General features: G+C 63.2%; 21 protein-coding genes. 17 read left to right on the top strand and 4 right to left on the bottom strand.

Features of this window, described 5'->3' with window-relative positions:
• Positions 1-252 precede the first annotated feature (252 nt).
• Positions 253-1,899, top strand: coding sequence for a Na+/H+ antiporter (locus ACVWY1_RS23590; RefSeq protein WP_277501789.1), 1,647 nt, complete (start codon positions 253-255; stop codon positions 1,897-1,899).
• Here the strand turns inward: ACVWY1_RS23590 and ACVWY1_RS23595 are convergent.
• From ACVWY1_RS23595 to map, 4 genes are all read right to left on the bottom strand, one after another.
• Positions 1,896-2,642 carry a zinc metalloprotease gene (locus ACVWY1_RS23595; protein ID WP_258599999.1) on the bottom strand — a complete coding sequence of 249 codons (747 nt, stop codon included), beginning with the start codon at positions 2,640-2,642 and terminating at the stop codon, positions 1,896-1,898. The two genes, ACVWY1_RS23590 and ACVWY1_RS23595, sit on opposite strands and share 4 nt — an antisense overlap.
• Positions 2,643-2,751: 109 nt before the next feature.
• A complete protein-coding gene (gene dapC / locus ACVWY1_RS23600; protein ID WP_277501787.1) occupies positions 2,752-3,945 on the bottom strand; it encodes a succinyldiaminopimelate transaminase in 1,194 nt (397 codons plus the stop codon).
• A gap of 21 nt (positions 3,946-3,966) precedes the next feature.
• Positions 3,967-6,666, bottom strand: coding sequence for a [protein-PII] uridylyltransferase (locus ACVWY1_RS23605; RefSeq protein ID WP_139669194.1), 2,700 nt, complete (start codon positions 6,664-6,666; stop codon positions 3,967-3,969).
• Between the two features lie 25 nt (positions 6,667-6,691).
• Positions 6,692-7,474, bottom strand: coding sequence for a type I methionyl aminopeptidase (gene map, locus ACVWY1_RS23610; protein ID WP_094011637.1), 783 nt, complete (start codon positions 7,472-7,474; stop codon positions 6,692-6,694).
• 347 nt (positions 7,475-7,821) lie between these two features.
• Here map and rpsB point away from each other — a divergent pair, with 347 nt between their 5' ends.
• The 16 genes from rpsB (at position 7,822) to dnaE (ending at position 26,066) form a co-directional block, all read left to right on the top strand.
• Positions 7,822-8,559, top strand: a complete 738-nt coding sequence (rpsB, locus tag ACVWY1_RS23615; protein WP_023629884.1) for a 30S ribosomal protein S2 — start codon at positions 7,822-7,824, stop codon at positions 8,557-8,559.
• A 186-nt stretch (positions 8,560-8,745) separates the two neighbouring features.
• Positions 8,746-9,609, top strand: a complete 864-nt coding sequence (gene tsf, locus ACVWY1_RS23620) for a translation elongation factor Ts (protein ID WP_023629890.1) — start codon at positions 8,746-8,748, stop codon at positions 9,607-9,609.
• 177 nt (positions 9,610-9,786) lie between these two features.
• Positions 9,787-10,530, top strand: a complete 744-nt coding sequence (gene pyrH / locus ACVWY1_RS23625) for a UMP kinase (protein WP_028690676.1) — start codon at positions 9,787-9,789, stop codon at positions 10,528-10,530.
• Positions 10,527-11,084, top strand: a complete 558-nt coding sequence (gene frr / locus ACVWY1_RS23630; RefSeq protein ID WP_046854394.1) for a ribosome recycling factor — start codon at positions 10,527-10,529, stop codon at positions 11,082-11,084. The genes pyrH and frr overlap by 4 nt, the downstream gene beginning before the upstream one ends.
• Before the next feature lie 16 nt (positions 11,085-11,100).
• Positions 11,101-11,856: a polyprenyl diphosphate synthase gene (uppS, locus tag ACVWY1_RS23635; RefSeq protein WP_102684051.1), complete on the top strand. Its 756-nt coding sequence runs from the start codon at positions 11,101-11,103 to the stop codon at positions 11,854-11,856.
• Complete coding sequence (locus ACVWY1_RS23640; RefSeq protein ID WP_038706689.1) at positions 11,856-12,671, top strand: phosphatidate cytidylyltransferase; 816 nt, start codon at positions 11,856-11,858, stop codon at positions 12,669-12,671. Before uppS ends, ACVWY1_RS23640 begins: the two co-directional genes overlap by 1 nt.
• Positions 12,668-13,858: a 1-deoxy-D-xylulose-5-phosphate reductoisomerase gene (gene ispC, locus ACVWY1_RS23645; RefSeq protein ID WP_277501782.1), complete on the top strand. Its 1,191-nt coding sequence runs from the start codon at positions 12,668-12,670 to the stop codon at positions 13,856-13,858. The genes ACVWY1_RS23640 and ispC overlap by 4 nt, the downstream gene beginning before the upstream one ends.
• A gap of 42 nt (positions 13,859-13,900) precedes the next feature.
• A complete protein-coding gene (rseP, locus tag ACVWY1_RS23650; RefSeq protein WP_457378824.1) occupies positions 13,901-15,253 on the top strand; it encodes an RIP metalloprotease RseP in 1,353 nt (450 codons plus the stop codon).
• Positions 15,254-15,328: 75 nt separating this feature from the next.
• On the top strand, positions 15,329-17,689 hold the full coding sequence (gene bamA, locus ACVWY1_RS23655; RefSeq protein ID WP_046854398.1) for an outer membrane protein assembly factor BamA: 2,361 nt from the start codon (positions 15,329-15,331) through the stop codon (positions 17,687-17,689).
• 44 nt (positions 17,690-17,733) lie between these two features.
• Positions 17,734-18,237 carry an OmpH family outer membrane protein gene (locus ACVWY1_RS23660; RefSeq protein ID WP_023629834.1) on the top strand — a complete coding sequence of 168 codons (504 nt, stop codon included), beginning with the start codon at positions 17,734-17,736 and terminating at the stop codon, positions 18,235-18,237.
• A 1-nt stretch (position 18,238) separates the two neighbouring features.
• Positions 18,239-19,294 (top strand): UDP-3-O-(3-hydroxymyristoyl)glucosamine N-acyltransferase, encoded by a 1,056-nt coding sequence (lpxD, locus tag ACVWY1_RS23665; RefSeq protein WP_046854399.1) that lies wholly within the window; start codon positions 18,239-18,241, stop codon positions 19,292-19,294.
• 112 nt (positions 19,295-19,406) lie between these two features.
• On the top strand, positions 19,407-19,847 hold the full coding sequence (gene fabZ, locus ACVWY1_RS23670) for a 3-hydroxyacyl-ACP dehydratase FabZ (RefSeq protein WP_011535269.1): 441 nt from the start codon (positions 19,407-19,409) through the stop codon (positions 19,845-19,847).
• A complete protein-coding gene (gene lpxA / locus ACVWY1_RS23675; protein ID WP_457378825.1) occupies positions 19,844-20,620 on the top strand; it encodes an acyl-ACP--UDP-N-acetylglucosamine O-acyltransferase in 777 nt (258 codons plus the stop codon). The genes fabZ and lpxA overlap by 4 nt, the downstream gene beginning before the upstream one ends.
• A 1-nt stretch (position 20,621) precedes the next feature.
• Positions 20,622-21,749 (top strand): lipid-A-disaccharide synthase, encoded by a 1,128-nt coding sequence (lpxB, locus tag ACVWY1_RS23680; protein ID WP_401110952.1) that lies wholly within the window; start codon positions 20,622-20,624, stop codon positions 21,747-21,749.
• Between the two features lies 1 nt (position 21,750).
• Positions 21,751-22,374 (top strand): ribonuclease HII, encoded by a 624-nt coding sequence (rnhB, locus tag ACVWY1_RS23685; RefSeq protein ID WP_110701889.1) that lies wholly within the window; start codon positions 21,751-21,753, stop codon positions 22,372-22,374.
• Positions 22,375-22,541: 167 nt separating this feature from the next.
• On the top strand, positions 22,542-26,066 hold the full coding sequence (gene dnaE / locus ACVWY1_RS23690) for a DNA polymerase III subunit alpha (RefSeq protein WP_046854402.1): 3,525 nt from the start codon (positions 22,542-22,544) through the stop codon (positions 26,064-26,066).
• The last annotated feature ends 57 nt before the right edge of the window (positions 26,067-26,123 follow it).

Genomic DNA, 26,123 nt, shown 5'->3' on the forward strand with positions numbered 1-26,123 from the left:
GCGTCCCCGATACTCCTTGAAGATTGGGTGGGAGCGATTATGCGGTATCGATGGGGTTGGCGCCACGGCTGCGGGCCCGAAGGTACGGGGGGATGTATGTCACATCGTCTCAAGTAGCATTGTGTTACATATTCGCCGGTGGGTTGCGACTAACGTGCAGCGGTCCACAATAGAAGGTCCTCGCTAACATATTGTTTCAATGGCGATGTTTCGCCTTGCTGTCGTTTCTCCGATTACACAGGAAGCTTGCCGATGCAGTCAGCCTATACCGTTCTTATCCTGCTGATGCTGGTGAGCATGTCGAAACTGGTGGGGCGCGTGTTGCCGCTGCCGCTGCCGCTGGTGCAGATCGGTGCGGGTGCCTTGCTGGCCTGGCCAACCCTGGGCCTGCATGTGGCGCTGGACCCGGAGCTGTTTCTGTTCCTGTTCTTGCCGCCGTTGCTGTTCGCCGATGGCTGGCGTATGCCCAAGCGCGAGCTGTGGCGTATCCGCGGGCCGGTGGTGGCTCTGGCCGTGGGGCTGGTGCTGTTCACCGTGGTCGGCGCCGGGTACTTCATCCACTGGCTGCTGCCGAGCATTCCCCTGCCGGTGGCCTTTGCCCTGGCGGCGGTGCTGTCGCCCACCGATGCGGTGGCGGTCTCGGCCATCACCCAGGACCGCCTGCCCACGCCCCTGATGCACATGCTCCAGGGCGAGGCATTGATGAACGACGCCTCGGGCCTGGTAACCTTCAAGTTCGCCCTGGCCGCCGCCATCACCGGCGTGTTCTCGCTGACCGAGGCCAGCCTGACCTTCGTGCTCGTCGCCCTTGGCGGCCTGGCGGTGGGCGTGGCGCTGAGCTGGCTGGTGGGGCGCCTGCGCATGTGGATGATCACCCGCGGTTGGGACGATCCGGCCACCCACGTGGTGTTCATGCTGCTGCTGCCGTTCGCCGCCTACGTGCTGGCTGAGCGCCTGGGTGTGTCGGGCATCCTCTCGGCGGTGGCCGCGGGCATGATGCAGAGCTGGCTCGACCTGCTGCCGCGTCAGACCAGCACCCGCCTGCTCAATCGCAGTGTCTGGTCGTTGCTGGAGTTCGCTTTCAACGGCCTGATCTTCCTGCTGCTCGGCCTGCAGTTGCCGGACATCATCAAGGCGGTGGTCACCGACGAGGCGACGGTGTGGCCGACCCTGGCCTGGCGCTGCCTGGACGTGGTGGCGATCTTCGCCGCGCTGGTGCTGCTGCGTTTTGTCTGGGTGCAGAGCATCTGGCGGGCGATCGGCGTGGTGCGGCGCTGGCGCGGCAAGCCGGCGCTGGTGCTGATGCCGACCGCGCGCTCCTGCTGGCTGCTGACCTTTGGCGGCGTGCGCGGGGCGGTGACCCTGGCGGGCGTGATGTCGGTGCCGTTGCTGATGGGGGCGGGCAAAGCCTTCCCCGAGCGCGACCTGCTGATCTTCATTGCCGCCGGGGTGATCCTGCTGTCGCTGGTCAGCGCGGTGATTGCCCTGCCGATCCTGCTGCGTGGCGTGACCAAGAGCCCTGACGAACGCTTGCACCAGGAGGTGCAGGAGGCCTGGCGGCGCACCGCCGAAGCGGCTATCCATGCCCTGGAAGCCGAGGAAGTGATCGATGCCAATGCGCCCCAGGACGCCGCCCAGGCCACCCTGGCCACCGAGCTGAAAGCGCGGCTGATGGCCGAATACCGGGATGAACTGGACAGCTACAACGACACCGCCGAGGCCCGTGCGCTGGCCGAGCAGATGGACCAGTTGGAGCGCCGCCTGAGGCTCCGTGCGCTGCGGGCGCAGCGCTTGGAGCTATATGAGTTGCATCGCCAGCACCGGGTGGGCGATGAAGTGGTGCGCCAGGTGCTGGGCGAGTTGGACATGAGTGAGGCGAACCTGGGGCTGGTTCGTTAGCAGCGCAACTGACAGGGGTGGGGATAGACCAGGCGCATGAAGCGTTTGTCTTTTTCACTGATTACCTGGTTTCGCCTTGCCTTCCAGTTACCGACTGTGTGCGTCTGCCTGACCTGATAATGCATGATTGACTGCCTGTCGTAGGGCAGCAGCAATCGGGTGCCATCGTCAGGCACCGGAAGAAACTGGGTGGCGAGCTCGTCCTCGATCGCATCGTCGAGCGCCTCCTGGTCGTCCACTTCCTTGGCGAGGATTTCTCTCAACAGCGGACGCAGTGCCGCGAGGTCCCAGGGAATGTTGGCGTGGGGATGCTGATGCTCGTGATCCATGCCCAGCGCATGGCCGAACTCATGCAGGACGATTGCTTCGAAGCGCGGGTCTGACAGCTTGGCGCCAATGGCCATGCTCTCGTCCGCCTCATTCAGCGACTGGTTGCCCAGGACGCTGTAGTTGATGTCTTCGGCGACATCGGTACGAATGCGGATTTCGGCCTGGCTGTCACCATCGTTGACAAGCTTGAAATGCAGGTTGGCGTACCTGAGCCAATGGCACGCAGTGGCGACTATCGCCTGCTTGTGCCAGGGGCAGGTGCCGTTCAGGAACGAGATCCTGAGTGTCTGGCCGGCAGACCAGAATACCGAGGTTACGCCTACCGAGCGCTTACGGCGTGTGTGCTGCGCATGGGCTGAGTACAGCTTCTTGCGCAGGCGATAGGTGGATGAGGCAAGGAGGGAATCGACCATTTGTTGTCACCGTCTGGTTGGAGAGGGTGGCAAGTATCTGGGATGCGGGCAGGCCATGAGCTGTGCATATTGCTGGGGCGACGCCCCTCCGAAGAGGGGCGTTATGACATTAACGGCTCAGGAATGCGCGAATACGCTCTGCGGCTTCGATGCACTCGGCCAGCGGAGCAACCAGCGCCATGCGCACGCGGCCGGCGCCTGGGTTTACGCCGTTCACCTCGCGGGACAGGTACGACCCCGGCACCACAGTGACATGCTCTGCCTCGAACAAGTCGCGGGTGAATTCTGCGTCGCTGCCCGGTACCTTGGCCCACAGGTAGAAGCTGCCATCCGGGCGCTGTACATCCATTACCGGCTGCAGGATGTCGAGCACCGCGTCGTACTTGGCGCGGTACTGGTCGCGGTTCTCGCGCACGTGGGCCTCGTCCTGCCAGGCGGCGATGCTGGCCAGCTGGGTTTGCACCGGCATTGCGCAACCGTGGTAGGTCCGGTACAGCAGGAATGGTTTGATGATCTCGGCGTCGCCAGCCACGAAGCCCGAACGCAGGCCGGGCAGGTTGGAGCGCTTGGACAGGCTGTGGAACACCACGCAGCGCTTGAAGTCACTGCGACCAAGCGCAGCGCATGCGCTCAGCAGGCCCGGTGGCGGCGCGTCCTCGTCGAAGTACAGCTCGCTGTAGCACTCGTCGGCGGCGATCACGAAGTCGTGCTTGTCGGCGAGGGCGATCAGCTTCTTCAGGGTATCCATCGGCACCAGGGCGCCGGTGGGGTTGCCCGGGGAGCACAGGAACAGGACCTGGCAGCGTTCCCAGGTCTCGTCCGGCACGGCGTCGAAGTCGGGGTTGAAACCGTTGCTTTCCAGGCATGGCAGGTAGTGCGGGGTGGCGCCCGCCAGCAGGGCCGCGCCTTCGTAGATTTGGTAGAACGGGTTGGGACTGACCACCAGGCCGTCGTCGTCGCGGTTGACCACGGCCTGGGTGAAGGCGAACAGTGCTTCGCGGGTGCCATTGACCGGCAGGATATGACGGTCGGCGTCCAGCCAGCCCGTTGGCACGCCGAAGCGCCGTTCGCACCACTGGCCGATGGCCTGGCGCAGGGCCGGGAGGCCGATGGTGCTGGGGTAGACCGCCAGCTTGTCGAGGTTGTCGGCCATGGCCCTGGCGACGAACGCCGGCGATTCATGTTTCGGCTCACCGATCGACAAGGCGATGGCGCGCTTGTCGGCTGCCGGTTTCACGGTGCCCAGCAGGGCGCGCAGTTTCTCGAACGGGTAGGGCTGGAGCTGGGTCAGGGCGTGGTTCATCGGCGCAAGGTCTCGTTAGCGTCAAAAGGTCATGCGGGTAGGGCTGGCGTCGCTGGCCTGGCCGGCCTGCAACTGCTGGACGATGGCTTCCTGCAGGCGGCTGCACAGCTGCGGGTCGGACAGCGGCTGGTTGTCGGCGTCGGTGATGAAGAACACGTCTTCCACGCGCTCGCCGAGAGTGGCGATCTTGGCGTTTTGCAGTGAGATGTCGAACTCGAGGAAGATCCGCCCGATCCTGGCCAGCAGGCCGGGGCGGTCGGGCGCGGTGATCTCGAGGATGGTCACCGGGCGCTGGGCGTCGTTGAGGATGGTCACCTGCGGCGGGAAATCGAAGTGCTTGAGCTGGCGTGGCACCCGGCGCTGGATGATCGCCGGGTAGTCCTCGGGATTGCGCAGCGCCTCGGTCAGGCCGTCGCGGATCTGCCTGACCCGCTGTGGATTGTCACCGATCGAGCCGCCGTCGTTGTCGAGCACGATATAGGTGTCGAGGGTGAACTGGCTGCTCGAGGTGATGATCCGGGCATCGTGGATGTTCAGGTTGAGCTGGGCCATGGCGGCCACGGTCACGGCGAAGAAATCGTGCTGGTCGGGGGCGTAGATGAAGATCTGCGTGCCGCCCTCGAATTCGCGCTGGGTGGTCTCCTTGATCAGCACCAGCGGGCCGCCATCGGCCGGTTGCTGGAGGATCGCATCACTGTGCCAGGCCACATCGGCGGCAGTGTGCTTGAGAAAGTAGTCGTCGCCCAGTTGCGACCAGAGCTGCTCGACGTCATCCGGGTCGGTGCCCTCGCGCACCAGGATGTCCAGCGCCGCGCTTTGCGTCTGGCGGATCTGCTCTTCGCGGTCCAGCGGGTTTTCCAGGCCACGGCGCAGGGCGCGCTTGGTTTCGGTATAGAGCTGGCGCAGCAGGCTCGCTCGCCAGGAGTTCCACAGGCTGGGGTTGGTGGCATTGATGTCGGCCACGGTCAGCACGTAGAGGTAATCCAGGCGCGTCTCGTCACCGACATGCAGCGCGAAATCGTTGATCACCTGTGGGTCGGAGAGGTCCTTGCGCTGGGCGGTGGTGGACATTACCAGGTGGTTCAGCACCAGCCAGACAATCAGGCGGCTGTCCCAGGCCGGCAACTGGTGGCGCTGGCAGAACGCTTGCGCGTCGACGGCGCCCAGTTCGGAGTGGTCACCCTGGCGACCCTTGCCTATGTCATGGTAAAGCCCTGCCAGGTAAATCAGCTCGGGCTTGGGCAGGCGGCCCATGAGCTTGCTGGCCAGCGGGAATTTCTCCGAGACGGGCGTGTATTGCAGTTTGCGCAGGTGCTTGATCAGGTTGAGGGTGTGGGCATCGACCGTGTAGATGTGGAACAGGTCGTGCTGCATCTGCCCGACGATCAGGCCGAACTCTGGCAGGTAGCGGCCGAGGATGCCGTAGCGGTTCATTCTCCGCAGGTTGCGATGGATGCCGATCTCGCACTTGAACAGCTCGATGAACAGGCTGGTGTTGCGGATATCGTGGCGGAACTTGTCGTCGATCAGGTGGCGATGTTCGCGCAGCAAGCGCACGGTGTCGGCGCGCACGCCCTTGATTTCGGGGTGCTGGGCCATCAGTACGAAGATTTCCAGCATGGCGAACGGGGTGCGCCGGAAAACGTTCGGGTTAACCGCTTCTATATAGCCATCGTGCAGGCGGAACCGCGCATTGACCGGCTGCGTGGCGCCGCTGTCATCGGCCAGGATCACCTCTTCGAAATGCTGGATGATCAGGTCGCACAGCTGGCTGATGCTCATCACCACCCGGTAGTACTGCTGCATGAATTGTTCGATGGCGCGCTTGGGGTTCTCGTCGGTGTAGCCCAGCAGCGCGGCGATGCTGCGCTGGTGGTCGAACAGCAGGCGGTCTTCGGCGCGCCCGGCCAGCATGTGCAGGGCGTAACGCACACGCCAGAGGAAGGCCTGGGACGAGGCCAGCAGCTCGTTTTCGCTCTCCAGCAGGAAGTCTTCACCGGCCAGCGCGTGCAGGTTCAGCGTGCCGTACTGGCGCCTGGCTACCCAGAGCACGGTCTGGATGTCGCGCAGGCCGCCCGGGCCGCCCTTCACGTTGGGTTCGAGGTTGTACTCGGTATCGTTGTACTTGTGATGGCGGGCCTTGAGTTCGGCACGTTTGGCCAGGAAGAACTCCTTGCTGGGCCACATGTGCGCGGTGCTGGTGGCGTCGAGCATGCGCTGGCGCAGGGGCTCGGGGCCGGCGATGGTGCGGCTTTCCATCAGGTTGGTGATGACCGTGAGGTCGGCCCGGGCCTGCTCGGCGCACTCGTCGACGGTGCGCACGCTCTGGCCGACCTCCAGGCCGATGTCCCAGAGCAGGGTGAGGAAGCGCTCGATGGCATCGCGGTACTGCTCGTGCTCGGCGGCGTCGAGCAGGATCAGCAGGTCGATGTCCGAATACGGATGCAGCTCGCCACGGCCGTAGCCGCCAACCGCCACCAGGGCGATGCCGTCTGGCGTGCCCCAGCTGAACTGGTGCCAGGCCTGTTGCAGGATGTTGTCGACGAACCAGGCGCGGTCCTCGATCAGCCGACGGATCTCGCGGCCTTCGCGAAAACGCTTGTCGAGCACCTCGCTGGCCATGCGGATGGCCTTCTTGAAAGCGGCGATGGGGCTTGCCTTGAGGGCCAGTTCCGCCTGGAACTGGCCGCGGTCGAACAGTTCGGGATCCACCTGGGGCATCGAGTCGCGTTCCTGTCGTTCAGTATCAGGCCGAGGTGCGCGGGATGGTGTCGTCCTTGCGCAGGGTGAAGATCTCGTAGCCGGTGGCGGTCACCACCAGGGTGTGTTCCCACTGGGCCGAGAGCTTGCGGTCCTTGGTGATGGCGGTCCAGCCGTCGCCCAGCACCTTGGTGTCGGCCTTGCCCTGGTTGATCATCGGCTCGATGGTGAAGGTCATGCCTTCCTTGAGCTCCATGCCGGTGCCGGCGCGGCCGTAGTGGACGATCTGTGGCTCTTCGTGGAACACCTTGCCGATGCCGTGGCCGCAGAACTCGCGGACCACCGAGAAACCGTTCTTTTCGGCGTGCTTCTGGATCACCTCGCCGATGTCGCCCAGGCGGCAGCCGGGCTTGACCAGTTCGATGGCCTTGTACAGGCACTCCTGGGTGACCTTGGACAGGCGTTCGGCCCACGGCGCGACGGTGCCGACATGGAACATCCGGCTGGTGTCGCCGTGGTAGCCGTCCTTGATCACGGTCACATCGATGTTGATGGTGTCGCCATCCTTGAGTGCCTTGTCATTGGGGATGCCATGGCAGACCACGTGGTTGATCGAGGTGCAGATCGACTTGGGGAAGCCTTTGTAGTTCAGTGGCGCCGGGATGGCCTTCTGCTCGTTGACGATGTAGTCGTGGCAGAGGCGGTCGAGCTCCTCGGTGGTGATACCGGGCTTGACGTGTGGCTCGATCATTTCCAGCACTTCGGCGGCCAGGCGGCCGGCGATGCGCATCTTCTCGATGTCTTCTGCGGTCTTGATGGTGACGGTCATTACAGGCTCTCTACGGCGCCGCGGGCGGCGCGAACAAACGGGAAAGACTGGATTCTACCAGAGCGCGGCGTCGATCTGTCGGGATAGTCCAGCAGATCCGGTGGTCTATTGAGGGCATTCTGGCCCCAAAAGGCGGGGGCTGCAAAAGCCGCTGACGGACGAAGCATTATCCGGGTTCCGTTCGCTCGCCGGCTGTGGTATAAAATGCGCCGCTTTCGGGGGATGTCCTCCGTCAGCTCAAACCCACACACGTGTCGACACGATGGCCTGGGTGCCCGGTTTCCCTGGAAACACGGGTTGGTCATTGGGATACGTGGAGGCCCAACCCGACTTATCAAGGAACTATCATGTCCCAAGTCAACATGCGCGATATGCTGAAGGCCGGTGTGCACTTCGGCCACCAGACCCGTTACTGGAACCCGAAAATGGGCAAGTACATTTTCGGCGCGCGCAACAAGATCCACATCATCAACCTGGAAAAAACCCTGCCGATGTTCAACGAGGCTCTGTCCTTCGTAGAGCGCCTGGCCCAGGGCAAGAACAAGATCATGTTCGTCGGCACCAAGCGTTCCGCCGGCAAGATCGTCGCCGAGCAAGCTGCTCGTTGCGGTTCGCCATACGTTGATCACCGTTGGTTGGGCGGCATGCTGACCAACTACAAGACCATCCGCGCTTCGATCAAACGTCTGCGTGACCTGGAAACCCAGGCCGAAGATGGTACTTTCACCAAGCTGACCAAGAAAGAAGCCCTGATGCGTTCGCGCGATCTGGAGAAACTGGACCGCAGCCTGGGTGGTATCAAGGACATGGGCGGCCTGCCTGATGCCCTGTTCGTGATCGACGTCGACCACGAGCGCATTGCCATCACCGAAGCCAACAAGCTGGGCATTCCGGTTATCGGCGTTGTCGATACCAACAGCAGCCCTGAAGGTGTTGACTACATCATCCCAGGTAACGATGACGCCATCCGCGCTATCGAGCTGTACATGACTTCGATGGCCGACGCCGTCATCCGCGGCCGCAACAACGTTGCCGGCGGCACTGAAGTCTATGTTGAAGAAGCGGCTGCACCTGCTGCCGAGTAATTGACGCTTAGCGTCTACTTGGCACGCAAAAAGGGGGCTTTGCCCCCTTTTTGCCACCTTGAAATCCTGCTGTCAGCGAAGGCCCCGCATCATGGGCTGGCTGAGGTAATAACAGCGGATTTGCAGAATTTAACGCCCGTGACGAACGGGTGGAATGGTTGAAAAACTTTCCAAGAGGATTTTGAAATGGCAGCAATTACTGCAGCGCTGGTCAAAGAACTGCGCGAGCGTACCGGCGAAGGCATGATGGATTGCAAGAAGGCCCTGGAAAAGGCCGGCGGCGACATCGAGAAAGCCATTGACGACATGCGTGCCTCGGGCGCCATCAAGGCCGCCAAGAAGGCTGGCAACGTTGCCGCCGAAGGCGCCATCGCCGTCAAGACCGACGGTAAATCCGCCGTCCTGCTGGAAGTGAACTCGCAGACCGACTTCCTGGCCCTGCAAGACGACTTCAAGAACTTCGTCGCCGAAAGCATCGAGCAGGCCTTCGCCGAGAAGCTGACCGACGCCGCTCCACTGATCGCTTCGCGTGAAGCTGCTCGTGAAGCCCTGGTCGCCAAGTGCGGTGAGAACGTCAACATCCGTCGCCTGGTGCGCGTTGAAGGTGACGTTGTCGGTGCCTACCTGCACGGTAACAAGATCGGTGCAGTTGTTGTCCTGAAAGGCGGTGACGTCGATCTGGCCAAGAACATTGCCATGCACGTTGCCGCTTCGAACCCAGAGTTCCTGGATGCGTCGGAAATCTCTGCCGAGGCCATCGAGCGCGAGAAGAACGTCTTCCTGCAGCTGAACGCTGACAAGATCGCCGGCAAGCCGGAAAACATCGTTGAAAACATGATCAACGGTCGTATCTCCAAGTTCAAAGCCGAAGCCTCGCTGAAAGAGCAAGCCTTCGTGATGGACCCGGAAGTCAAAGTCGGCGCGCTGGCCAAGAAAGCCGGTGCCGAAATCGTTTCCTTCACCTACTTCAAGGTTGGCGAAGGCATCGAGAAGCCGGTTGACGACTTTGCTGCCGAAGTTGCCGCACAGGTAGCTGCCGCCAAGCAGTAAGACGGACTCGTCTGTCGCCCCAAAGAGGCTGCCCGCTCACGCGCGCAGCCTCTTTGTCAAAGCGGGAGTGGTTTACCAGACCGCTGCTCGCTGACGCAGTAGCTGCGTCACGCTAGAGTTACGCGCAGGCTGAAGCAGCCCGCCAGATTTTTACAAACGCCGCAGGAGAGATTCGCAATGGCTCAGCAGGGCAGTGGTCATCAGGCTCGCTATAAACGCATTCTACTCAAACTTAGCGGCGAGGCCCTGATGGGCTCGGAAGAGTTCGGGATCGACCCCAAGGTCCTGGATCGCATGGCGCTGGAAGTCGGCCAGCTGGTCGGCATCGGCGTCCAGGTCGGCCTGGTGATTGGTGGTGGCAACCTGTTCCGTGGCGCGGCGCTCAGCGCAGCCGGCATGGATCGGGTCACTGGCGACCACATGGGCATGCTGGCCACCGTGATGAATGGCCTGGCCATGCGCGATGCGCTGGAGCGGGCGAATATCACCGCGATCGTCATGTCGGCCATCTCCATGGTCGGCGTCACCGATCACTATGATCGCCGCAAGGCCATGCGCCACCTGAACTCGAAAGAAGTCGTGATCTTCGCTGCCGGTACCGGCAACCCGTTCTTCACCACCGACTCCGCCGCTTGCCTGCGCGCCATCGAAATCGATGCCGACGTGGTATTGAAGGCAACCAAGGTCGATGGTGTATACACTGCAGATCCATTCAAGGACCCGCATGCCGAGAAGTTCGATCATCTGTCCTACGATGAAGTGCTGGATCGCAAGCTGGGTGTAATGGACCTGACGGCAATCTGCCTGTGCCGCGATCACAAGATGCCGTTGCGCGTCTTCAACATGAACAAACCCGGCGCCCTGCTGAACATCGTGCATGGCGGCGCGGAAGGAACTCTGATCGAGGAAGTTCAAAAATGATCAACGAAATCAAGAAAGACGCCCAGGCGCGCATGCAAAAGTCCCTGGAGTCGCTGATCCACGCATTTGGCCAGATCCGCACTGGCAAGGCGCACCCGAGCGTCCTGGGTAGCGTGATGGTGCCTTACTATGGCACTGACACCCCGCTGACCAGCGTGGCCAACGTGACCGTGAAAGACAACCAGACCCTGCAAGTGGTGCCTTTCGAGCGCAACATGCTGGGCGCCATCGACAAGGCCATCGGCAGTGCCGGCTTGAACCTCAACCCGACCAACCTGGGTGAGTTGCTGCTGGTCAACATGCCCCCGCTGACCGAAGAAACCCGCAAGGGCTTCACCAAGCAGGCACGTGCCGCAGCCGAAGATGCCCGCGTTGCCGTGCGCAACATTCGTCGTGACGCCATGGGTGACCTGAAGAAGCTGTCCAAGGACAAGGAAATCAGTGAAGACGAAGAGCGTCGTGCCAGTGCCGACATCGACAAGCTGATCAAGGATTTCGAGGCGCAGATCGCCAAGGCCACCGAAGCAAAAGAAAAGGACCTGATGGCCATCTAAGGGTCAGGACGCCTTCATGGAAAAGACCAAGCAGACTGTGCCCTCCGTGGTGCCGCGTCACGTGGCGATCATCATGGATGGGAATAATCGCTGGGCGAAGAAGCGCTTCATGCCCGGCGTTGCCGGGCATAAAGCGGGTGTCGATGCGGTGCGCGCCGTAATTGAAGTGTGCGCCGAGGCCAAGGTCGAGGTGCTCACGCTTTTTGCGTTCTCCAGTGAGAACTGGCAGCGACCGGCGGACGAAGTCAGTGCCCTCATGGACCTGTTCTTCAAGGCGCTGCGCCGAGAGGCCAAGCGCCTGAACGACAATAACATCAGCCTGCGCATCATCGGCGACCGCTCACGCTTCCACCCTGAACTCCAGGCTGCTATGCGCGAGGCTGAGGCTGCGACCGCCGGCAGCAACCGCTTCATCCTGCAGATCGCCGCCAACTACGGTGGCCAGTGGGATATTGCCCAGGCTGCCCAGCGCCTGGCGCGTGAAGTGCAGGCCGGCCATCTGCGGCCGGAGGACATCACGCCGGATCTGCTGCAGACCTGTCTGGTGACGGGTGACCTGCCATTGCCTGACCTGTGCATCCGCACCGGTGGCGAGCACCGCATCAGCAATTTCCTCTTGTGGCAGCTGGCCTACGCCGAGCTGTACTTCTCCGACCTCTATTGGCCGGACTTCAAACACGAGGCCATGCGCAATGCGCTGGCCGATTTCGCTTCGCGCCAGCGCCGCTTCGGTAAGACCAGCGAGCAGGTCGAAGCCGGAGCCCGTGCTTAATGCTTAAACAACGCATCATTACCGCGCTGATCCTGCTGCCGATCGCGGTGGGTGGTTTCTTCCTGCTCAATGGTGGGGATTTCGCCCTCTTCATCGGTTTCGTGGTGACGCTCGGTGCCTGGGAGTGGGCGCGCCTGGCCGGCCTGGTGGCGCAACCGTTGCGCATCGCCTATGCCGCCGTGGTCGCGGGCGGGCTGATGCTGCTCTACCTGATGCCGGATCTCGCGCCCTGGGTGCTGGGCGCTTCGGTGATCTGGTGGGCGCTGGCCACGTGGCTGGTGCTGACCTATCCGCGCAGCGGCGAGCTGTGGAGCAGTGCCGCCTGCCGCCTGCTGATCGGCCTGCTGGTGTTGCTGCCCGCCTGGCAGGGTCTGGTGCTGCTCAAGCACTGGCCGCTGGGCAACTGGCTGATCCTGGCGGTCATGGTGCTGGTCTGGGCGGCCGACATCGGTGCCTATTTCTCCGGTCGTGCCTTCGGCAAGCGCAAGCTGGCGCCACAGGTCAGCCCGGGCAAGAGCTGGGAGGGCGTGTATGGCGGCCTCGCGGTCAGCCTGCTGATCACCCTGGGCGTGGGCATTGCCCGTGACTGGAGTGTCGGCCAGGTGCTGCTGGGCTTGCTGGGCGCCGTGGTGGTGGTGATGTCTTCGGTGGTCGGCGACCTGACCGAAAGCATGTTCAAGCGCCGTGAAGGCATCAAGGACAGCAGCAACCTGCTGCCGGGCCATGGCGGCGTGCTTGATCGCATCGACAGCCTGACCGCGGCGATTCCGATGTTTGCCGTATTGTTGTGGGCGGCTGAGTGGGGTGTGATGTGAGTCGCGTGCAACGCATTACCGTGCTGGGGGCCACCGGCTCCATTGGCTTGAGCACGTTGGACGTCATCGCTCGCCATCCTGACCGTTACCAGGTGTTCGCCTTGAGCGGCTATTCGCGCATCGACGAACTGCTGGCCCTGTGCGAGCGCCATCGCCCGGCGTACGCCGTGGTGCCGAGTGCCGAGGCGGCCGTGCGGCTGCGCGCGGGGCTGGCCAGGAGCGGATGTGCCACCGAGGTGCTGGAAGGTGAGGCCGGGCTGTGCCAGGTCGCCTCCGCATCGGAGGTCGATACCGTGATGGCCGCCATCGTCGGTGCTGCCGGCCTGCGTCCAACCCTGGCCGCGGTCGAGGCGGGCAAGAAGGTACTGTTGGCCAACAAGGAAGCCCTGGTGATGTCCGGGGCCCTGTTCATGCAGGCGGTGCAGCGTAGCGGCGCGGTGCTGCTGCCGATCGACAGCGAGCACAACGCGATATTCCAGTGCATGCCCGGCGACTACGCCCGGGGCCTGGGCGCTGTCGGCGTGCGGCGCATCCTGCTGACGGCCTCCGGCGGCCCGTTCCGCGAAACCCCGGCTGAAGCCTTGCTGGATGTCACGCCGGAACAGGCCTGCGCCCACCCGAATTGGTCCATGGGGCGCAAGATCTCGGTCGACTCGGCGAGCATGCTGAACAAAGGCCTGGAGCTGATCGAGGCCTGCTGGCTGTTCGACGCCAAGCCTTCGCAGGTCGAAGTGGTGGTGCACCCGCAGAGCGTTATCCACTCGTTGGTGGACTATGTCGATGGCTCGGTGCTCGCCCAGTTGGGCAACCCCGACATGCGCACGCCGATCTCCAATGCCCTGGCCTGGCCGGAGCGCATCGATTCGGGCGTGGCGCCGCTGGACCTGTTCGCCATCGCCCGTCTGGATTTCCAGGCCCCCGACGAACAGCGCTTCCCATGCCTGCGCCTGGCGCGTCAGGCTGCCGAGGCGGGCAACAGTGCGCCGGCGGTGCTCAATGCCGCCAACGAAGTGGCTGTCGAAGCGTTTCTCCAGCGGCGTATCCGCTTCCCGGAGATCGCGGGTATGATCGAACAAGTGCTCGACCAGGAGCCTGTGGTGGCATTGCCCACGCTTGACGCGGTATTCGCCGCCGACCAGCGTGCCCGGGAGCTGTCCCGGGAATGGTTGCGACGCCACGGCCGCTGAAGCCTGCGGCCGGCTCCGCCGAATGTCATCCGGAGATAGGACATGACTGCGCTCTACATGATTGTCGGCACGCTGATTGCGCTCGGCGTGCTGGTCACCTTCCACGAGTTCGGCCACTTCTGGGTGGCGCGGCGCTGCGGGGTCAAGGTCCTGCGCTTCTCGGTGGGCTTCGGCACGCCGTTGCTGCGCTGGCACGATCGCCAGGGCACCGAGTTCGTCGTCGCCGCGATTCCCCTGGGCGGCTACGTCAAGATGCTCGACGAGCGCGAGGGCGAGGTGCCGCCGGCGCTGATCGAGCAATCGTTCAACCGTAAATCGGTACGCCAGCGCATCGCCATCGTGGCGGCCGGCCCGGTTGCCAACTTCCTCCTCGCCATCCTGTTCTTCTGGGTGCTGGCCATGCTCGGCTCGCAGCAGGTGCGCCCGGTCATCGGCGCGGTCGAGGCGGGCAGCCTGGCGGCCAGCGCCGGTCTGGGCGTCGGCCAGGAAATCGTTTCCATCGATGGCAAACCGACCAATGGCTGGTCGGCGGTCAACCTGCAGTTGGTGCGCCGCCTCGGCGAGAGCGGCACGCTGCGCGTGGGTGTGCTCGATGAAGGTGCAACGGTCGAGCGCCAGCTCGACATTACCCTGAACAATTGGCTCAAGGGCGCCGATGAGCCTGATCCGATCCAGTCCCTGGGCCTGCGCCCGTGGCGACCAGCGATGGTTCCGGTGCTGGCTGAGATCGATCCGAAAGGGCCGGCCGCTGCCGCCGGGCTCAAGACCGGTGACAAGCTGCTGGCGCTCGACGGCGTGGCGCTGGGCGACTGGCAGCAGGTGGTCGACGCGGTCCGTGCCCGCCCCGAGCGTACGGTGAACCTGCGCATCGAGCGCGACGGCGCAACCCTCGAAGTACCGGTCACCCTGGCGCGCAAGGGCGAAGGCCAGGCATCCGGTGGCTACCTCGGCGCCGGGGTCAAGGCCAGCGAATGGCCGGCGAAGATGCTTCGCGAGGTCAGTTACGGGCCGCTGGAGGCGGTGGGCGAGGGCTTGTCCCGCACTTGGAACATGAGTGTCCTGACCCTCGAATCGCTGAAGAAAATGCTGTTCGGAGAGCTCTCGGTAAAAAACTTGAGCGGACCGATAACCATTGCTAAAGTGGCGGGCGCTTCAGCCCAGTCGGGCGTTGGGGATTTCCTGAATTTCCTGGCCTACCTGAGCATAAGCCTGGGGGTTCTGAACCTGCTGCCCATCCCGGTACTGGATGGGGGGCATTTGCTGTTCTACCTGATCGAGTGGGCGCGCGGTCGTCCGCTCTCGGATCGGGTGCAAGGTTGGGGGGTCCAGATCGGTATCAGTTTGGTCGTCGGGGTGATGTTGCTCGCCCTGATCAACGATCTGGGTCGACTATAAAAGCTTCGCTCAATCGCGAAACCTGCCGCTTTCTCGCGGCGGGTTGTTTATTGCCAGTTGGAATAAAAGGACTTCATGAAACGTCTGCTGCTAACTGCGGTGCTCTCCGCACTGATGATCGCTGAAGTTCACGCCGAGTCCTTCACCATCTCCGATATTCGTGTCAACGGCCTGCAGCGGGTTTCCGCCGGCAGCGTGTTCGGCGCGTTGCCGCTGAACGTCGGTGACCAGGTCGACGACCGCCGTCTGGTCGAGTCCACCCGCTCGCTGTTCAAGACCGGCTTCTTCCAGGACATCCAGCTGAACCGCGACGGCAATGTCCTGATCATCAACGTGGTCGAGCGCCCTTCGGTGTCGAGCATCGAGATCGAAGGCAACAAGGCGATCAGCACTGAAGACCTGATGAAGGGCCTGAAACAGTCGGGCTTGGCCGAAGGCGAGATCTTCCAGCGCGCGACGCTCGAAGGCGTGCGTAACGAGCTGCAGCGCCAGTACGTGGCCCAGGGCCGCTACTCCGCCGAAGTCGACGCCGAGGTCGTGCCGCAGCCGCGCAACCGCGTCGGCCTGAAGATCAAGATCAACGAAGGCACCGTGGCCGCGATCCAGCACATCAACGTGGTGGGCAACACGGTCTTCGACGACGAGACCCTAGGCCAGCTGTTCGAGCTCAAGACCACCAACTGGCTGTCGTTCTTCAAGAACGACGACAAGTACGCCCGCGAAAAACTGTCCGGTGACCTGGAGCGCCTGCGTTCCTACTACCTGGACCGCGGCTACATCAACATGGACATCGCCTCCACCCAGGTGTCGATCACTCCGGACAAGAAGCACGTCTACATCACCGTCAACATCAATGAAGGCGAGAAGTACACCGTTCGCGACGTCAAGCTGTCCGGTGACCTGAAAGTGCCGGAAGACCAGGTCAAGTCGCTGCTGCTGGTGCAGCCGGGCCAGGTGTTCTCGCGCAAGGTGATGACCACCACGTCCGACCTGATCACCCGTCGCCTGGGTAACGAAGGCTATACCTTCGCCAACGTCAACGGCGTGCCGCAACCGAACGACCAGGATCACACCGTCGACATCATGTTCGTCGTCGATCCGGGCAAGCGTGCCTACGTCAACCGCATCAACTATCGCGGCAATACCAAGACCGAAGACGAAGTGCTGCGCCGCGAAATGCGCCAGATGGAAGGCGGCTGGGCTTCGACCTACCTCATCGACCAATCCAAGACCCGCCTCGAGCGCCTGGGCTTCTTCAAGGAAGTCAACGTCGAGACGCCGCCGGTGCCGGGCACCGACGACCAGGTCGACGTCAACTACAGCGTCGAAGAGCAGGCCTCCGGCTCGATCACCGCCAGCGTTGGTTTCGCCCAGAGCGCGGGCCTGATCCTCGGTGGCTCGATCAGCCAGAACAACTTCCTGGGTACCGGTAACAAGGTCTCCATCGGCCTGACCCGTTCCGAATACCAGACCCGCTACAACTTCGGCTACGTCGATCCCTACTTCACCCCCGATGGTGTGAGCCTGGGTTACAACGCCTTCTACCGCAGCACCGACTACGACGACCTCGACGTCGACGTGGCCAGCTATGCGGTGGACAGCCTGGGTGCCGGTGTCAGCCTCGGCTACCCGATCAGCGAAACCTCGCGCCTGACCTACGGCCTGACCGTGCAGCAGGACAAGTTGAAGACTGGCCGCTACACCGTCGATGAGATCTTCAAGTTCATCCAGGACGAAGGCGACAACTTCCTCAACTTCAAGGCTTCGATCGGCTGGTCCGAGTCGACCCTGAACAAGGGCGTGCTGGCCACCCGTGGTCACTCGCAGAGCCTGACCCTCGAGACCACCGTGCCGGGCAGCGACCTGTCGTTCTACAAGCTCGACTACCGTGGCCAGCTGTTCAAGCCAATCAACAACGACTACACCCTGCGCCTGCACACCGAGCTGGGCTACGGTGACGGCTACGGCTCGACCAATGGTCTGCCGTTCTACGAGAACTACTACGCGGGCGGCTTCAACTCCGTGCGCGGCTTCAAGGACAGCACCCTTGGCCCACGCAGTACGCCGAGCCGTGGCGCGGCCGTGACCGGCAACCAGGGCACCATCGCCGACCCGGACCAGGATCCGCTGCCGTTCGGTGGCAACGTCCTCGTCCAGGGTGGCGTGGAGCTGCTGTTCCCGCTGCCGTTCGTCAAGGATCAGCGTTCGCTGCGCACCTCCGTGTTCTGGGACGTGGGTAACGTGTTCGACACCAACTGCGGTTCCAAGCCGGACTGCACCAAGGTCGGTTTCTCGGACATGGCCAGTTCCGTCGGTCTGGGCGTAACCTGGATCACCGCGCTGGGCCCGTTGAGCTTCAGCCTGGCGATGCCGATCAAGAAGCCGGACGACGCCGACACGCAAGTGTTCCAATTCTCTCTGGGCCAGACCTTCTGAGGTCGGCCCTTGCATAACGACAACGGATTATCCAGGAGTGCATCGTGCGTAAGTTGACCCAACTGGCCCTCGTGGCCGCGGCGCTGGTCGCCACCCCGGCTTTCGCCGAAATGAAGGTTGCCGTGCTGAACTATCAGATGGCCCTGCTGGAATCCGACGCGGCCAAGAAATACGCCGTCGACGCCGAGAAGAAGTTCGGTCCGCAACTGACCAAGCTCAAGGGCCTGGAAAGCAGCGCCAAGGGCATCCAGGATCGCCTGATCAAGGGCGGCGACAAGATGCCTCAGCCAGAGCGCGAGCGCCTCGAGCTCGAGTTCAAGCAAAAGGCCCGCGACTTCCAGTTCCAGTCCAAGGAACTCAACGAAGCCAAGGCCGTGGCCGATCGCGACATGCTCAAGCAGCTCAAGCCCAAGCTGGATGGCGCCGTTGAGGAAGTGATCAAGAAGGGCGGCTTCGACCTGGTGCTCGAGCGTGGCGCGGTCATCGATGTCAAGCCGCAGTACGACATCACCCGCCAGGTCATCGAGCGCATGAACCAAGCCCGTTGATATGACCGTGACCATGACACTCGGCCAGCTGGCCGAAGCCCTCGGCGCCGAGCTCAAAGGCCCCGAGGCGCTGGAAATCACCGGGTTGGCCACCTTGCAGGAGGCCGTTTCCGGGCAGCTGAGTTTCCTGGCCAACAAGCAGTACCGCAAGTTCCTGGACGATTCCACGGCCAGCGCGGTACTGCTCAAGGCCGAGGACGCCGAAGGTTTCGCCGGCAACGCCTTGATCGTGGCCGACCCGTACCTGGCTTACGCGCGCATCTCGCATCTGTTCGATCCGAAGCCCAAGGCTGTGGCGGGAATCCATCCCAGCGCCGTGGTTGCCGAGGATGCCCAGGTGGATGCCAGCGCCAGCATCGGCCCGTTCGCGGTGGTCGAAAGCGGTGCGCGGATCGACGCCAACGTGACGGTCGGCGCGCACTGCTTCATCGGTGCCCGTTGCGTCATCGGCGAGGGTGGCTGGCTGGCACCCCGTGTCACGCTGTATCACGACGTGACCATTGGCAAGCGCGTGGTCATCCAGTCCGGCGCGGTGATCGGTGGCGAGGGCTTCGGCTTTGCCAACGAGAAGGGTATCTGGCGCAAGATCGCGCAGATCGGCGGCGTCACCCTGGGCGACGATGTCGAGATTGGCGTGAACACTGCGGTGGATCGTGGCGCCCTGTCGGATACGCGCATCGGTGATGGCGTCAAGCTCGACAACCAGATCCAGATCGCCCATAACGTGCAGGTCGGTGACCACACGGCGATGGCGGCCTGCGTCGGCATCTCCGGCAGTACCCGTATCGGCAAGCACTGCATGATTGCCGGTGGTGTCGGGATGGTCGGTCACATCGACGTCTGCGACAATGTTTTCGTCTCCGGCATGACCATGGTGACCCGTTCGATTACCGAACCGGGTGGCTATTCTTCCGGAACGGCCATGCAACCTTTGGCCGAATGGCGCAAGAGCGCCGCTCGCATTCGCCAGCTGGACGAGATGTCCAAGCGTCTCCAGCAGCTGGAAAAGCGTGTCGACACCGTGACCTCAGGTGGCCAGCCGACATCAGAAGGCTGATACCATTTACTGAGCGAGCGTTACAGTCGCTAGCTGGCTCCTCTTTGGATCTGCAAAAGGAGCGTGTGGTCAGCACCTGCGCTCCCTATTCTTATACAGGCTTCCCCCCGAAATGATGGACATCAACGAGATTCGCGAATACCTGCCTCACCGTTACCCGTTCCTGCTGGTGGACCGGGTGACGGAGCTGGACTTCGAGGCCCAAAGCATTCGTGCCTACAAGAATGTCAGCATCAACGAGCCGTTCTTCAATGGCCACTTCCCGGCGCATCCGATCATGCCGGGCGTGCTGATCATCGAGGCGATGGCCCAGGCGGCCGGAATTCTCGGATTCAAGATGCTCGACGCCAAACCGGCTGACGGCACGCTTTATTACTTTGTCGGCTCCGACAAGCTGCGTTTCCGCCAACCGGTACTGCCGGGTGACCAGCTGGTCCTGGAAGCCAAGTTCCTCAGCCGCAAGAGCATGATCTGGAAATTCGAATGCCGTGCCCTGGTGGACGGCAAGCCAGTCTGCTCGGCCGAGATCACCTGCGCGGAACGCTCCCTATGAGTTCGATTGACCCACGGGCGATCATCGATCCCTCGGCCAGGCTGGCCGCGGGTGTCGAGGTTGGCCCCTGGTCGATCGTAGGCCCCGATGTGGAAATCGGGGAGGGCACCATCATTGGCCCGCACGTCGTGCTCAAAGGGCCGACCCGTATCGGCAAGCACAACCGCATCTACCAGTTCTCCTCGATCGGTGAAGACACCCCTGACCTGAAGTACAAGGGTGAGCCGACGCGCCTGGTAATCGGTGACCACAACGTGATCCGCGAGGGTGTCACCATCCATCGCGGCACCGTGCAGGACCGTTCGGAAACGACGCTGGGCGATCACAACCTGATCATGGCCTATGCCCACATCGGCCATGACAGCGTCATCGGCAACCACTGCATCCTGGTCAACAACACTGCGTTGGCCGGGCACGTGCACGTGGGCGACTGGGCGATTCTGTCTGGCTATACGCTGGTGCATCAGTACTGCCATATCGGCGCGCATGCCTTTTCCGGCATGGGTACCGCGATCGGCAAGGACGTGCCGGCCTACGTGACGGTGTTCGGCAGCCCGGCCGAGGCGCGCAGCATGAACTTTGAAGGCCTGCGCCGTCGCGGTTTCAGCGACGAGGTGCTGCATGCACTGCGTCGCGCCTACAAGATTGTCTATCGCCAGGGCCTGACCGTCGAAGAGGCGCTCAAGGAGCTGGACGAGCTGGTGAGCCAGTTCCCGGAAGTCGATCTGTTCCGTCAATCGATTACCAACTCCGCCCGCGGCATCACGCGCTGACATGGCCCAGCTTTGCGTGGCGCTGGTCGCGGGCGAGGCCAGCGGCGACATCCTCGGTTCCGGCTTGATGCGTGCCATCAAGGCGCGCCATCCCGATGTACGGTTCATCGGCGTCGGCGGGCCCTTGATGGAAGCCGAAGGCATGACCTCCTACTTCCCGATGGAACGCCTGGCCGTCATGGGCCTGGTCGAGGTACTCGGGCGTCTGCGCGAGCTGCTCAAGCGGCGCAAGCTGCTGATCGAGACACTGATCGGTGAAAAGCCCGACGTGTTCATCGGTATCGATGCCCCTGATTTCACCCTGAATATCGAACTCAAGCTGCGCCAGGCCGGGATCAAGACGGTGCACTACGTCAGCCCGTCGGTCTGGGCCTGGCGGCAGAAGCGTGTGCTGAAGATCCGCGAGGGGTGCGACCTGATGCTCACCCTGCTGCCGTTCGAGGCGCGCTTCTATGAAGAGCAGGGTGTGCCGGTGCGCTTCGTCGGCCACCCGTTGGCGGATACCATTCCCCTCGAAGCTGACCGTGGCGCGGCGCGTGCAGAGCTGGGCCTGGGTGATGGCCCGGTGATTGCCCTGATGCCCGGCAGCCGCGGTGGCGAAGTGGGGCGCCTGGGCGCCCTGTTCCTCGACGCGGCCCAGCGCCTGCGCGAGCTGGTGCCTGGCGCACGTTTCGTGCTGCCGTGCGCCAATGCCGCGCGTCGCGCCCAGGTCGAGCAGATGCTCGAAGGGCGCGAGTTGCCGCTGACCTTGCTCGATGGCCAGTCGCACAAGGCCCTGGCGGCGTGCGACGCGGTGCTGATTGCCTCGGGTACCGCCACCCTGGAGGCGATGCTGTACAAGCGGCCGATGGTGGTGGCCTATCGCCTGGCGCCGTTGACGTACTGGATCCTCAAGCGCATGGTCAAGAGCCCCTACGTGTCGCTGCCCAACTTGCTCGCCCAGCGCCTGTTGGTGCCCGAGCTGCTGCAGGACGCCGCCACCAGCGAGGCCTTGGCCCAGACCCTGGCGCCGTTGGTCAAGGATGGCACGCAGCAGACCGACAGCTTCGACCAGATCCACCGCACCCTGCGCCGCGACGCCTCCAACCAGGCGGCCGACGCGGTGCTTGCCCTGTTGAAGGACCGCTGACATGCAGATGGGACTGGATTTCAACCTGGTCGAGGAACTGGTGGCCGGCGTCGACGAAGTGGGCCGTGGTCCGCTGTGCGGCGCGGTGGTCACCGCAGCGGTGATTCTCGACCCGCGCCGGCCGATCCTCGGCCTGAACGACTCGAAAAAACTCACCGAGGCCAAGCGCGATGCGCTGTTCGACGAGATCTGCGAGAAGGCGCTGAGTTTCTGCATCGCCCGCGCCGAGGTCGAGGAAATCGACCGGCTGAACATCCTCCATGCGACCATGCTGGCCATGCAGCGTGCGGTCGAAGGGTTGCACGTCACGCCGAAGCTGGCACTGATCGATGGCAACCGCTGCCCGAAGCTTTCAGTACCGGCGGCTCCGGTGGTCAAGGGTGATTCGCAGGTGCCGGCGATCGCCGCCGCATCGATCCTGGCCAAGGTCACCCGTGACCGCGAGATGAGCGCGTTTGAGCTGATCTACCCGGGTTATGGGATCGGCGGGCACAAGGGGTATCCGACTCCAGTGCACCTTGAGGCCCTGGCCCGTCTTGGGCCGACGCCGATTCACCGGCGCTCGTTCGCGCCTGTTCGGGCCGCATGGGAAGCCCGTGAAGGCATTACCACTTCGCTGATCTGATCGGCGCCATTCATCGCGGGGCAAGCCCGCTCCCACGCCGAGCTGCGCGGGAGCGGGCTTGCCCCGCGATGCATTCTGCAATCAACCGCTGACCTGCAGGCGAGGCAAGCGCAGAGCAATACGCTACAATCCCGCCCTTGTCGTTCAGCACTGCTACAGGATCCTCCATGTCGGTCTCCTTCGTTCACCTTCGCGTGCACTCCGAATTCTCCCTGGTCGACGGCCTGGTGCGGATCAAGCCGCTGGCCAAGGCCCTGGCCGGGATGAACATGCCGGCGGTGGCGATCACCGACCAGAGCAACATGTGCTCGCTGGTGAAGTTCTACAAGACCGCCATGGGCGCCGGCATCAAGCCGATCTGCGGCGCCGACCTGTGGCTGGCCGGGGTCGATCCGGAAGCGCCGCTGTCGCGCATCTGTTTCCTGGCCATGAACCCCAAGGGTTACCGCAATCTCACCGAGCTGATCTCGCGTGGTTGGACCGATGGCCAGCGCAATGGCCTGGTGATCATCCAGCGCGACTGGATCGCCCCGGCCAGCGAAGGGCTGATTGCCCTCTCCGCCGGCAAGGAAGGCGACATCGGCATGGCGCTGATGGCCAATCGTCAGGACGAAGCCCAGGTCCTGCTCGCCGACTGGATGAGCATGTTCCCCGAGCGCTTCTACGTCGAGGTGCAGCGCACCAACCGCGCCGGTGACGAGGAGTACGTGCACGCTGCCGTGGCCTTGGCCGACAAGCTCGGTGCGCCGCTGGTGGCAACCAACGACGTGCGTTTCGTCAAGCAGTCGGACTTCGATGCCCACGAGACCCGCGTGTGCATCGGCGAGGGCTGGACCCTGGACGACCCGCGCCGCCCGCGTGGCTACAGCGACCAGCAGTACCTCAAGTCCGCCGAAGAGATGGCCGAGCTGTTCAGCGACCTGCCGGACGCCATTGCCAACACCGTGGAGATCGCCAAGCGCTGCAATATCACCGTGCAGCTGGGCAAGTACTTCCTCCCCGACTTCCCGACGCCCAACGGCATGGGCATCGACGACTACCTGCGGCATGTCTCCCACGAAGGCCTGGAGGAGCGCCTGGCGGTGCTCTGGCCGAAGGAGACCACGCCCAATTACGAAGAGAAGCGCCAGGTCTACCTGGACCGCCTGAAGTTCGAGCTGGATATCATCATCCAGATGGGCTTCCCCGGTTACTTCCTGATCGTTATGGACTTCATCAAGTGGGCCAAGAACAACGACGTGCCGGTCGGCCCGGGCCGGGGGTCGGGTGCCGGTTCGTTGGTGGCCTACGTGCTGAAGATCACCGACCTCGACCCGTTGGCCTACGACCTGCTGTTCGAGCGCTTCCTCAACCCTGAACGTATTTCCATGCCCGACTTCGACGTCGACTTCTGCATGGATGGCCGCGACCGGGTGATCGACTACGTGGCCGAGGCCTACGGGCGTAACGCGGTGAGCCAGATCATCACCTTCGGCACCATGGCCGCCAAGGCGGTGGTGCGTGACGTGGCGCGGGTGCAGGGCAAGTCCTATGGTCTGGCCGACCGCCTGTCGAAGATGATCCCGTTCGAAGTGGGCATGACCCTGGAGAAGGCCTACGAGCAGGAAGAGATCCTGCGCGACTTCCTCAAGAGCGACGAGGATGGCCGCGAGATCTGGGACATGGCCCTCAAGCTCGAAGGTGTCACCCGCGGTACCGGCAAACACGCCGGTGGCGTGGTGATCGCGCCGACCAAGCTCACCGACTTCTCGCCAATCGCCTGTGATGAAGAGGGCGGCGGCCTGGTGACCCAGTTCGACAAGGACGACGTCGAGGCCGCAGGCCTGGTGAAGTTCGACTTCCTCGGCCTGCGTACGCTGACGATCATCAAGTGGGCGATGGAGATCATCAACCGCGAGCAGGCCAAGAAGAACCTGCCCGACGTCAACATCGACTTCATCCCGCTGGACGACCGCAAGACCTACGAGCTGCTGCAAAAAGCCGAGACCACGGCGGTGTTCCAGCTCGAATCCCGTGGCATGAAGGAGCTGATCAAGAAGCTCAAGCCTGACTGCCTGGAAGACCTGATCGCACTGGTGGCGCTGTTCCGCCCCGGTCCGCTGCAGTCGGGCATGGTGGACGACTTCATCAACCGCAAGCACGGCCGCGCCGAGTTGGCCTACCCGCATGCGGACTACCAGTACGAAGGCCTCAAGCCCGTTCTTGCGCCCACCTACGGCATCATCCTGTACCAGGAACAGGTGATGCAGATCGCCCAGGTGATGGCCGGCTATACCCTCGGCGGCGCCGACATGCTGCGCCGGGCCATGGGTAAGAAAAAGCCCGAGGAAATGGCCAAGCAGCGGGGCGGTTTCATCGAAGGCTGCGTGGCCAACAACATCGATGCGGACCTGGCCGGTAACATCTTCGACCTGGTAGAGAAATTCGCCGGCTACGGCTTCAACAAATCCCACTCCGCCGCCTACGGCCTGGTGTCGTACCAGACCGCCTGGCTGAAGACCCACTACCCGGCGCCGTTCATGGCCGCGGTGCTGTCGGCGGATATGCACAACACCGACAAGGTGGTGGTGCTGGTCGAGGAAGTGCGCAGCATGAAGCTGCGCCTCGACGCGCCGGACGTGAACTTCTCCGACTTCAAGTTCACCGTCAACAACGATGGCCGCATCGTCTATGGCCTGGGGGCGATCAAGGGCGTGGGCGAAGGCCCGGTGGAGGCGATCGTCGAGGCGCGCGCACAGGGTGGTCCGTTCAAGGACCTGTTCGACTTCTGTGAGCGCATCGACCTCAAGCGCGTCAACAAGCGTACCCTCGATGCGTTGATCCGCAGTGGCGCGCTGGATCGTCTCGGCCCGCACTTCCATGACGAGATCAAGGCCTACCAGGCCAACATCGACATCAACCGCGCGACCCTGCTGTCGGCGCTGGGTGAGGCCGTCAAGGCTGCCGAGCAGGCGGCCCATACCGCCGACAGTGGCCATGTCGACCTGTTCGGCGGCATGTTCGACGAGGCGGATGTCGACGTCTATGCCAATCACCGCAAGGTGCGCGAACTGACGCTCAAGGAGCGCCTGAAAGGCGAGAAGGACACCCTCGGCCTGTACCTCACCGGGCATCCGATCGATGAGTACGAGACCGAGATCCGCCGTTTCGCCCGCCAGCGCATTGTCGACTTGAAGCCTGCGCGGGATACCCAGACCATCGCCGGGATGATCATTGCCCTGCGCGTGATGAAGAACAAGAAGGGTGACAAGATGGGCTTCGTCACCCTCGACGACCGTTCCGGGCGCATCGAGGCCTCGTTGTTCGCCGATGCCTTCATGGGCGCCCAGGCCCTGCTGCAGACCGACGCCATGGTGGTGGTGGAAGGGGAGGTCAGCAACGACGACTTCTCCGGTGGCCTGCGCCTGCGGGTCAAGACGGTGATGACCATGGAGGATGCCCGTACCAAACTGGCCGAAAGCCTGCGCCTGAAGGTCGCCCACGACGCGCTCAAGGGTGACCGCCTGAACTGGCTGGGCGAGCTGATCACCCGTCACCGTGGTGGCTGCCCGATCACCCTGGAGTACACCGGCAGCGACGCCAAGGCCATGCTGCAATTCGGCGACCAGTGGTCCATCGACCCGGCCGACGGCCTGATTCAGGCACTGCGTGACCAGTTCGGACGTGAGAACGTCTTCCTGCAATACCGTTGAAACGACGAATTTTAATCTCGACCTATATGCGCCTGATCCCTTAAGGTAGGGCGCCAA

It is taken from the genome of Pseudomonas sp. TE6288 (assembly GCF_054062095.1).

What these genes read in the sequence shown, in the direction of transcription:
- ACVWY1_RS23590 (WP_277501789.1), top strand. Translation starts at nt 253, where the DNA reads ATGCAGTCAGCCTATACCGTTCTTATCCTGCTGATGCTGGTGAGCATG.
- ACVWY1_RS23595 (WP_258599999.1), bottom strand. Translation starts at nt 2,642, where the DNA reads ATGGTCGATTCCCTCCTTGCCTCATCCACCTATCGCCTGCGCAAGAAG.
- dapC (WP_277501787.1), bottom strand. Translation starts at nt 3,945, where the DNA reads ATGAACCACGCCCTGACCCAGCTCCAGCCCTACCCGTTCGAGAAACTG.
- ACVWY1_RS23605 (WP_139669194.1), bottom strand. Translation starts at nt 6,666, where the DNA reads ATGCCCCAGGTGGATCCCGAACTGTTCGACCGCGGCCAGTTCCAGGCG.
- map (WP_094011637.1), bottom strand. Translation starts at nt 7,474, where the DNA reads ATGACCGTCACCATCAAGACCGCAGAAGACATCGAGAAGATGCGCATC.
- rpsB (WP_023629884.1), top strand. Translation starts at nt 7,822, where the DNA reads ATGTCCCAAGTCAACATGCGCGATATGCTGAAGGCCGGTGTGCACTTC.
- tsf (WP_023629890.1), top strand. Translation starts at nt 8,746, where the DNA reads ATGGCAGCAATTACTGCAGCGCTGGTCAAAGAACTGCGCGAGCGTACC.
- pyrH (WP_028690676.1), top strand. Translation starts at nt 9,787, where the DNA reads ATGGCTCAGCAGGGCAGTGGTCATCAGGCTCGCTATAAACGCATTCTA.
- frr (WP_046854394.1), top strand. Translation starts at nt 10,527, where the DNA reads ATGATCAACGAAATCAAGAAAGACGCCCAGGCGCGCATGCAAAAGTCC.
- uppS (WP_102684051.1), top strand. Translation starts at nt 11,101, where the DNA reads ATGGAAAAGACCAAGCAGACTGTGCCCTCCGTGGTGCCGCGTCACGTG.
- ACVWY1_RS23640 (WP_038706689.1), top strand. Translation starts at nt 11,856, where the DNA reads ATGCTTAAACAACGCATCATTACCGCGCTGATCCTGCTGCCGATCGCG.
- rseP (WP_457378824.1), top strand. Translation starts at nt 13,901, where the DNA reads ATGACTGCGCTCTACATGATTGTCGGCACGCTGATTGCGCTCGGCGTG.
- bamA (WP_046854398.1), top strand. Translation starts at nt 15,329, where the DNA reads ATGAAACGTCTGCTGCTAACTGCGGTGCTCTCCGCACTGATGATCGCT.
- lpxD (WP_046854399.1), top strand. Translation starts at nt 18,239, where the DNA reads ATGACCGTGACCATGACACTCGGCCAGCTGGCCGAAGCCCTCGGCGCC.
- fabZ (WP_011535269.1), top strand. Translation starts at nt 19,407, where the DNA reads ATGATGGACATCAACGAGATTCGCGAATACCTGCCTCACCGTTACCCG.
- lpxA (WP_457378825.1), top strand. Translation starts at nt 19,844, where the DNA reads ATGAGTTCGATTGACCCACGGGCGATCATCGATCCCTCGGCCAGGCTG.
- lpxB (WP_401110952.1), top strand. Translation starts at nt 20,622, where the DNA reads ATGGCCCAGCTTTGCGTGGCGCTGGTCGCGGGCGAGGCCAGCGGCGAC.
- rnhB (WP_110701889.1), top strand. Translation starts at nt 21,751, where the DNA reads ATGCAGATGGGACTGGATTTCAACCTGGTCGAGGAACTGGTGGCCGGC.
- dnaE (WP_046854402.1), top strand. Translation starts at nt 22,542, where the DNA reads ATGTCGGTCTCCTTCGTTCACCTTCGCGTGCACTCCGAATTCTCCCTG.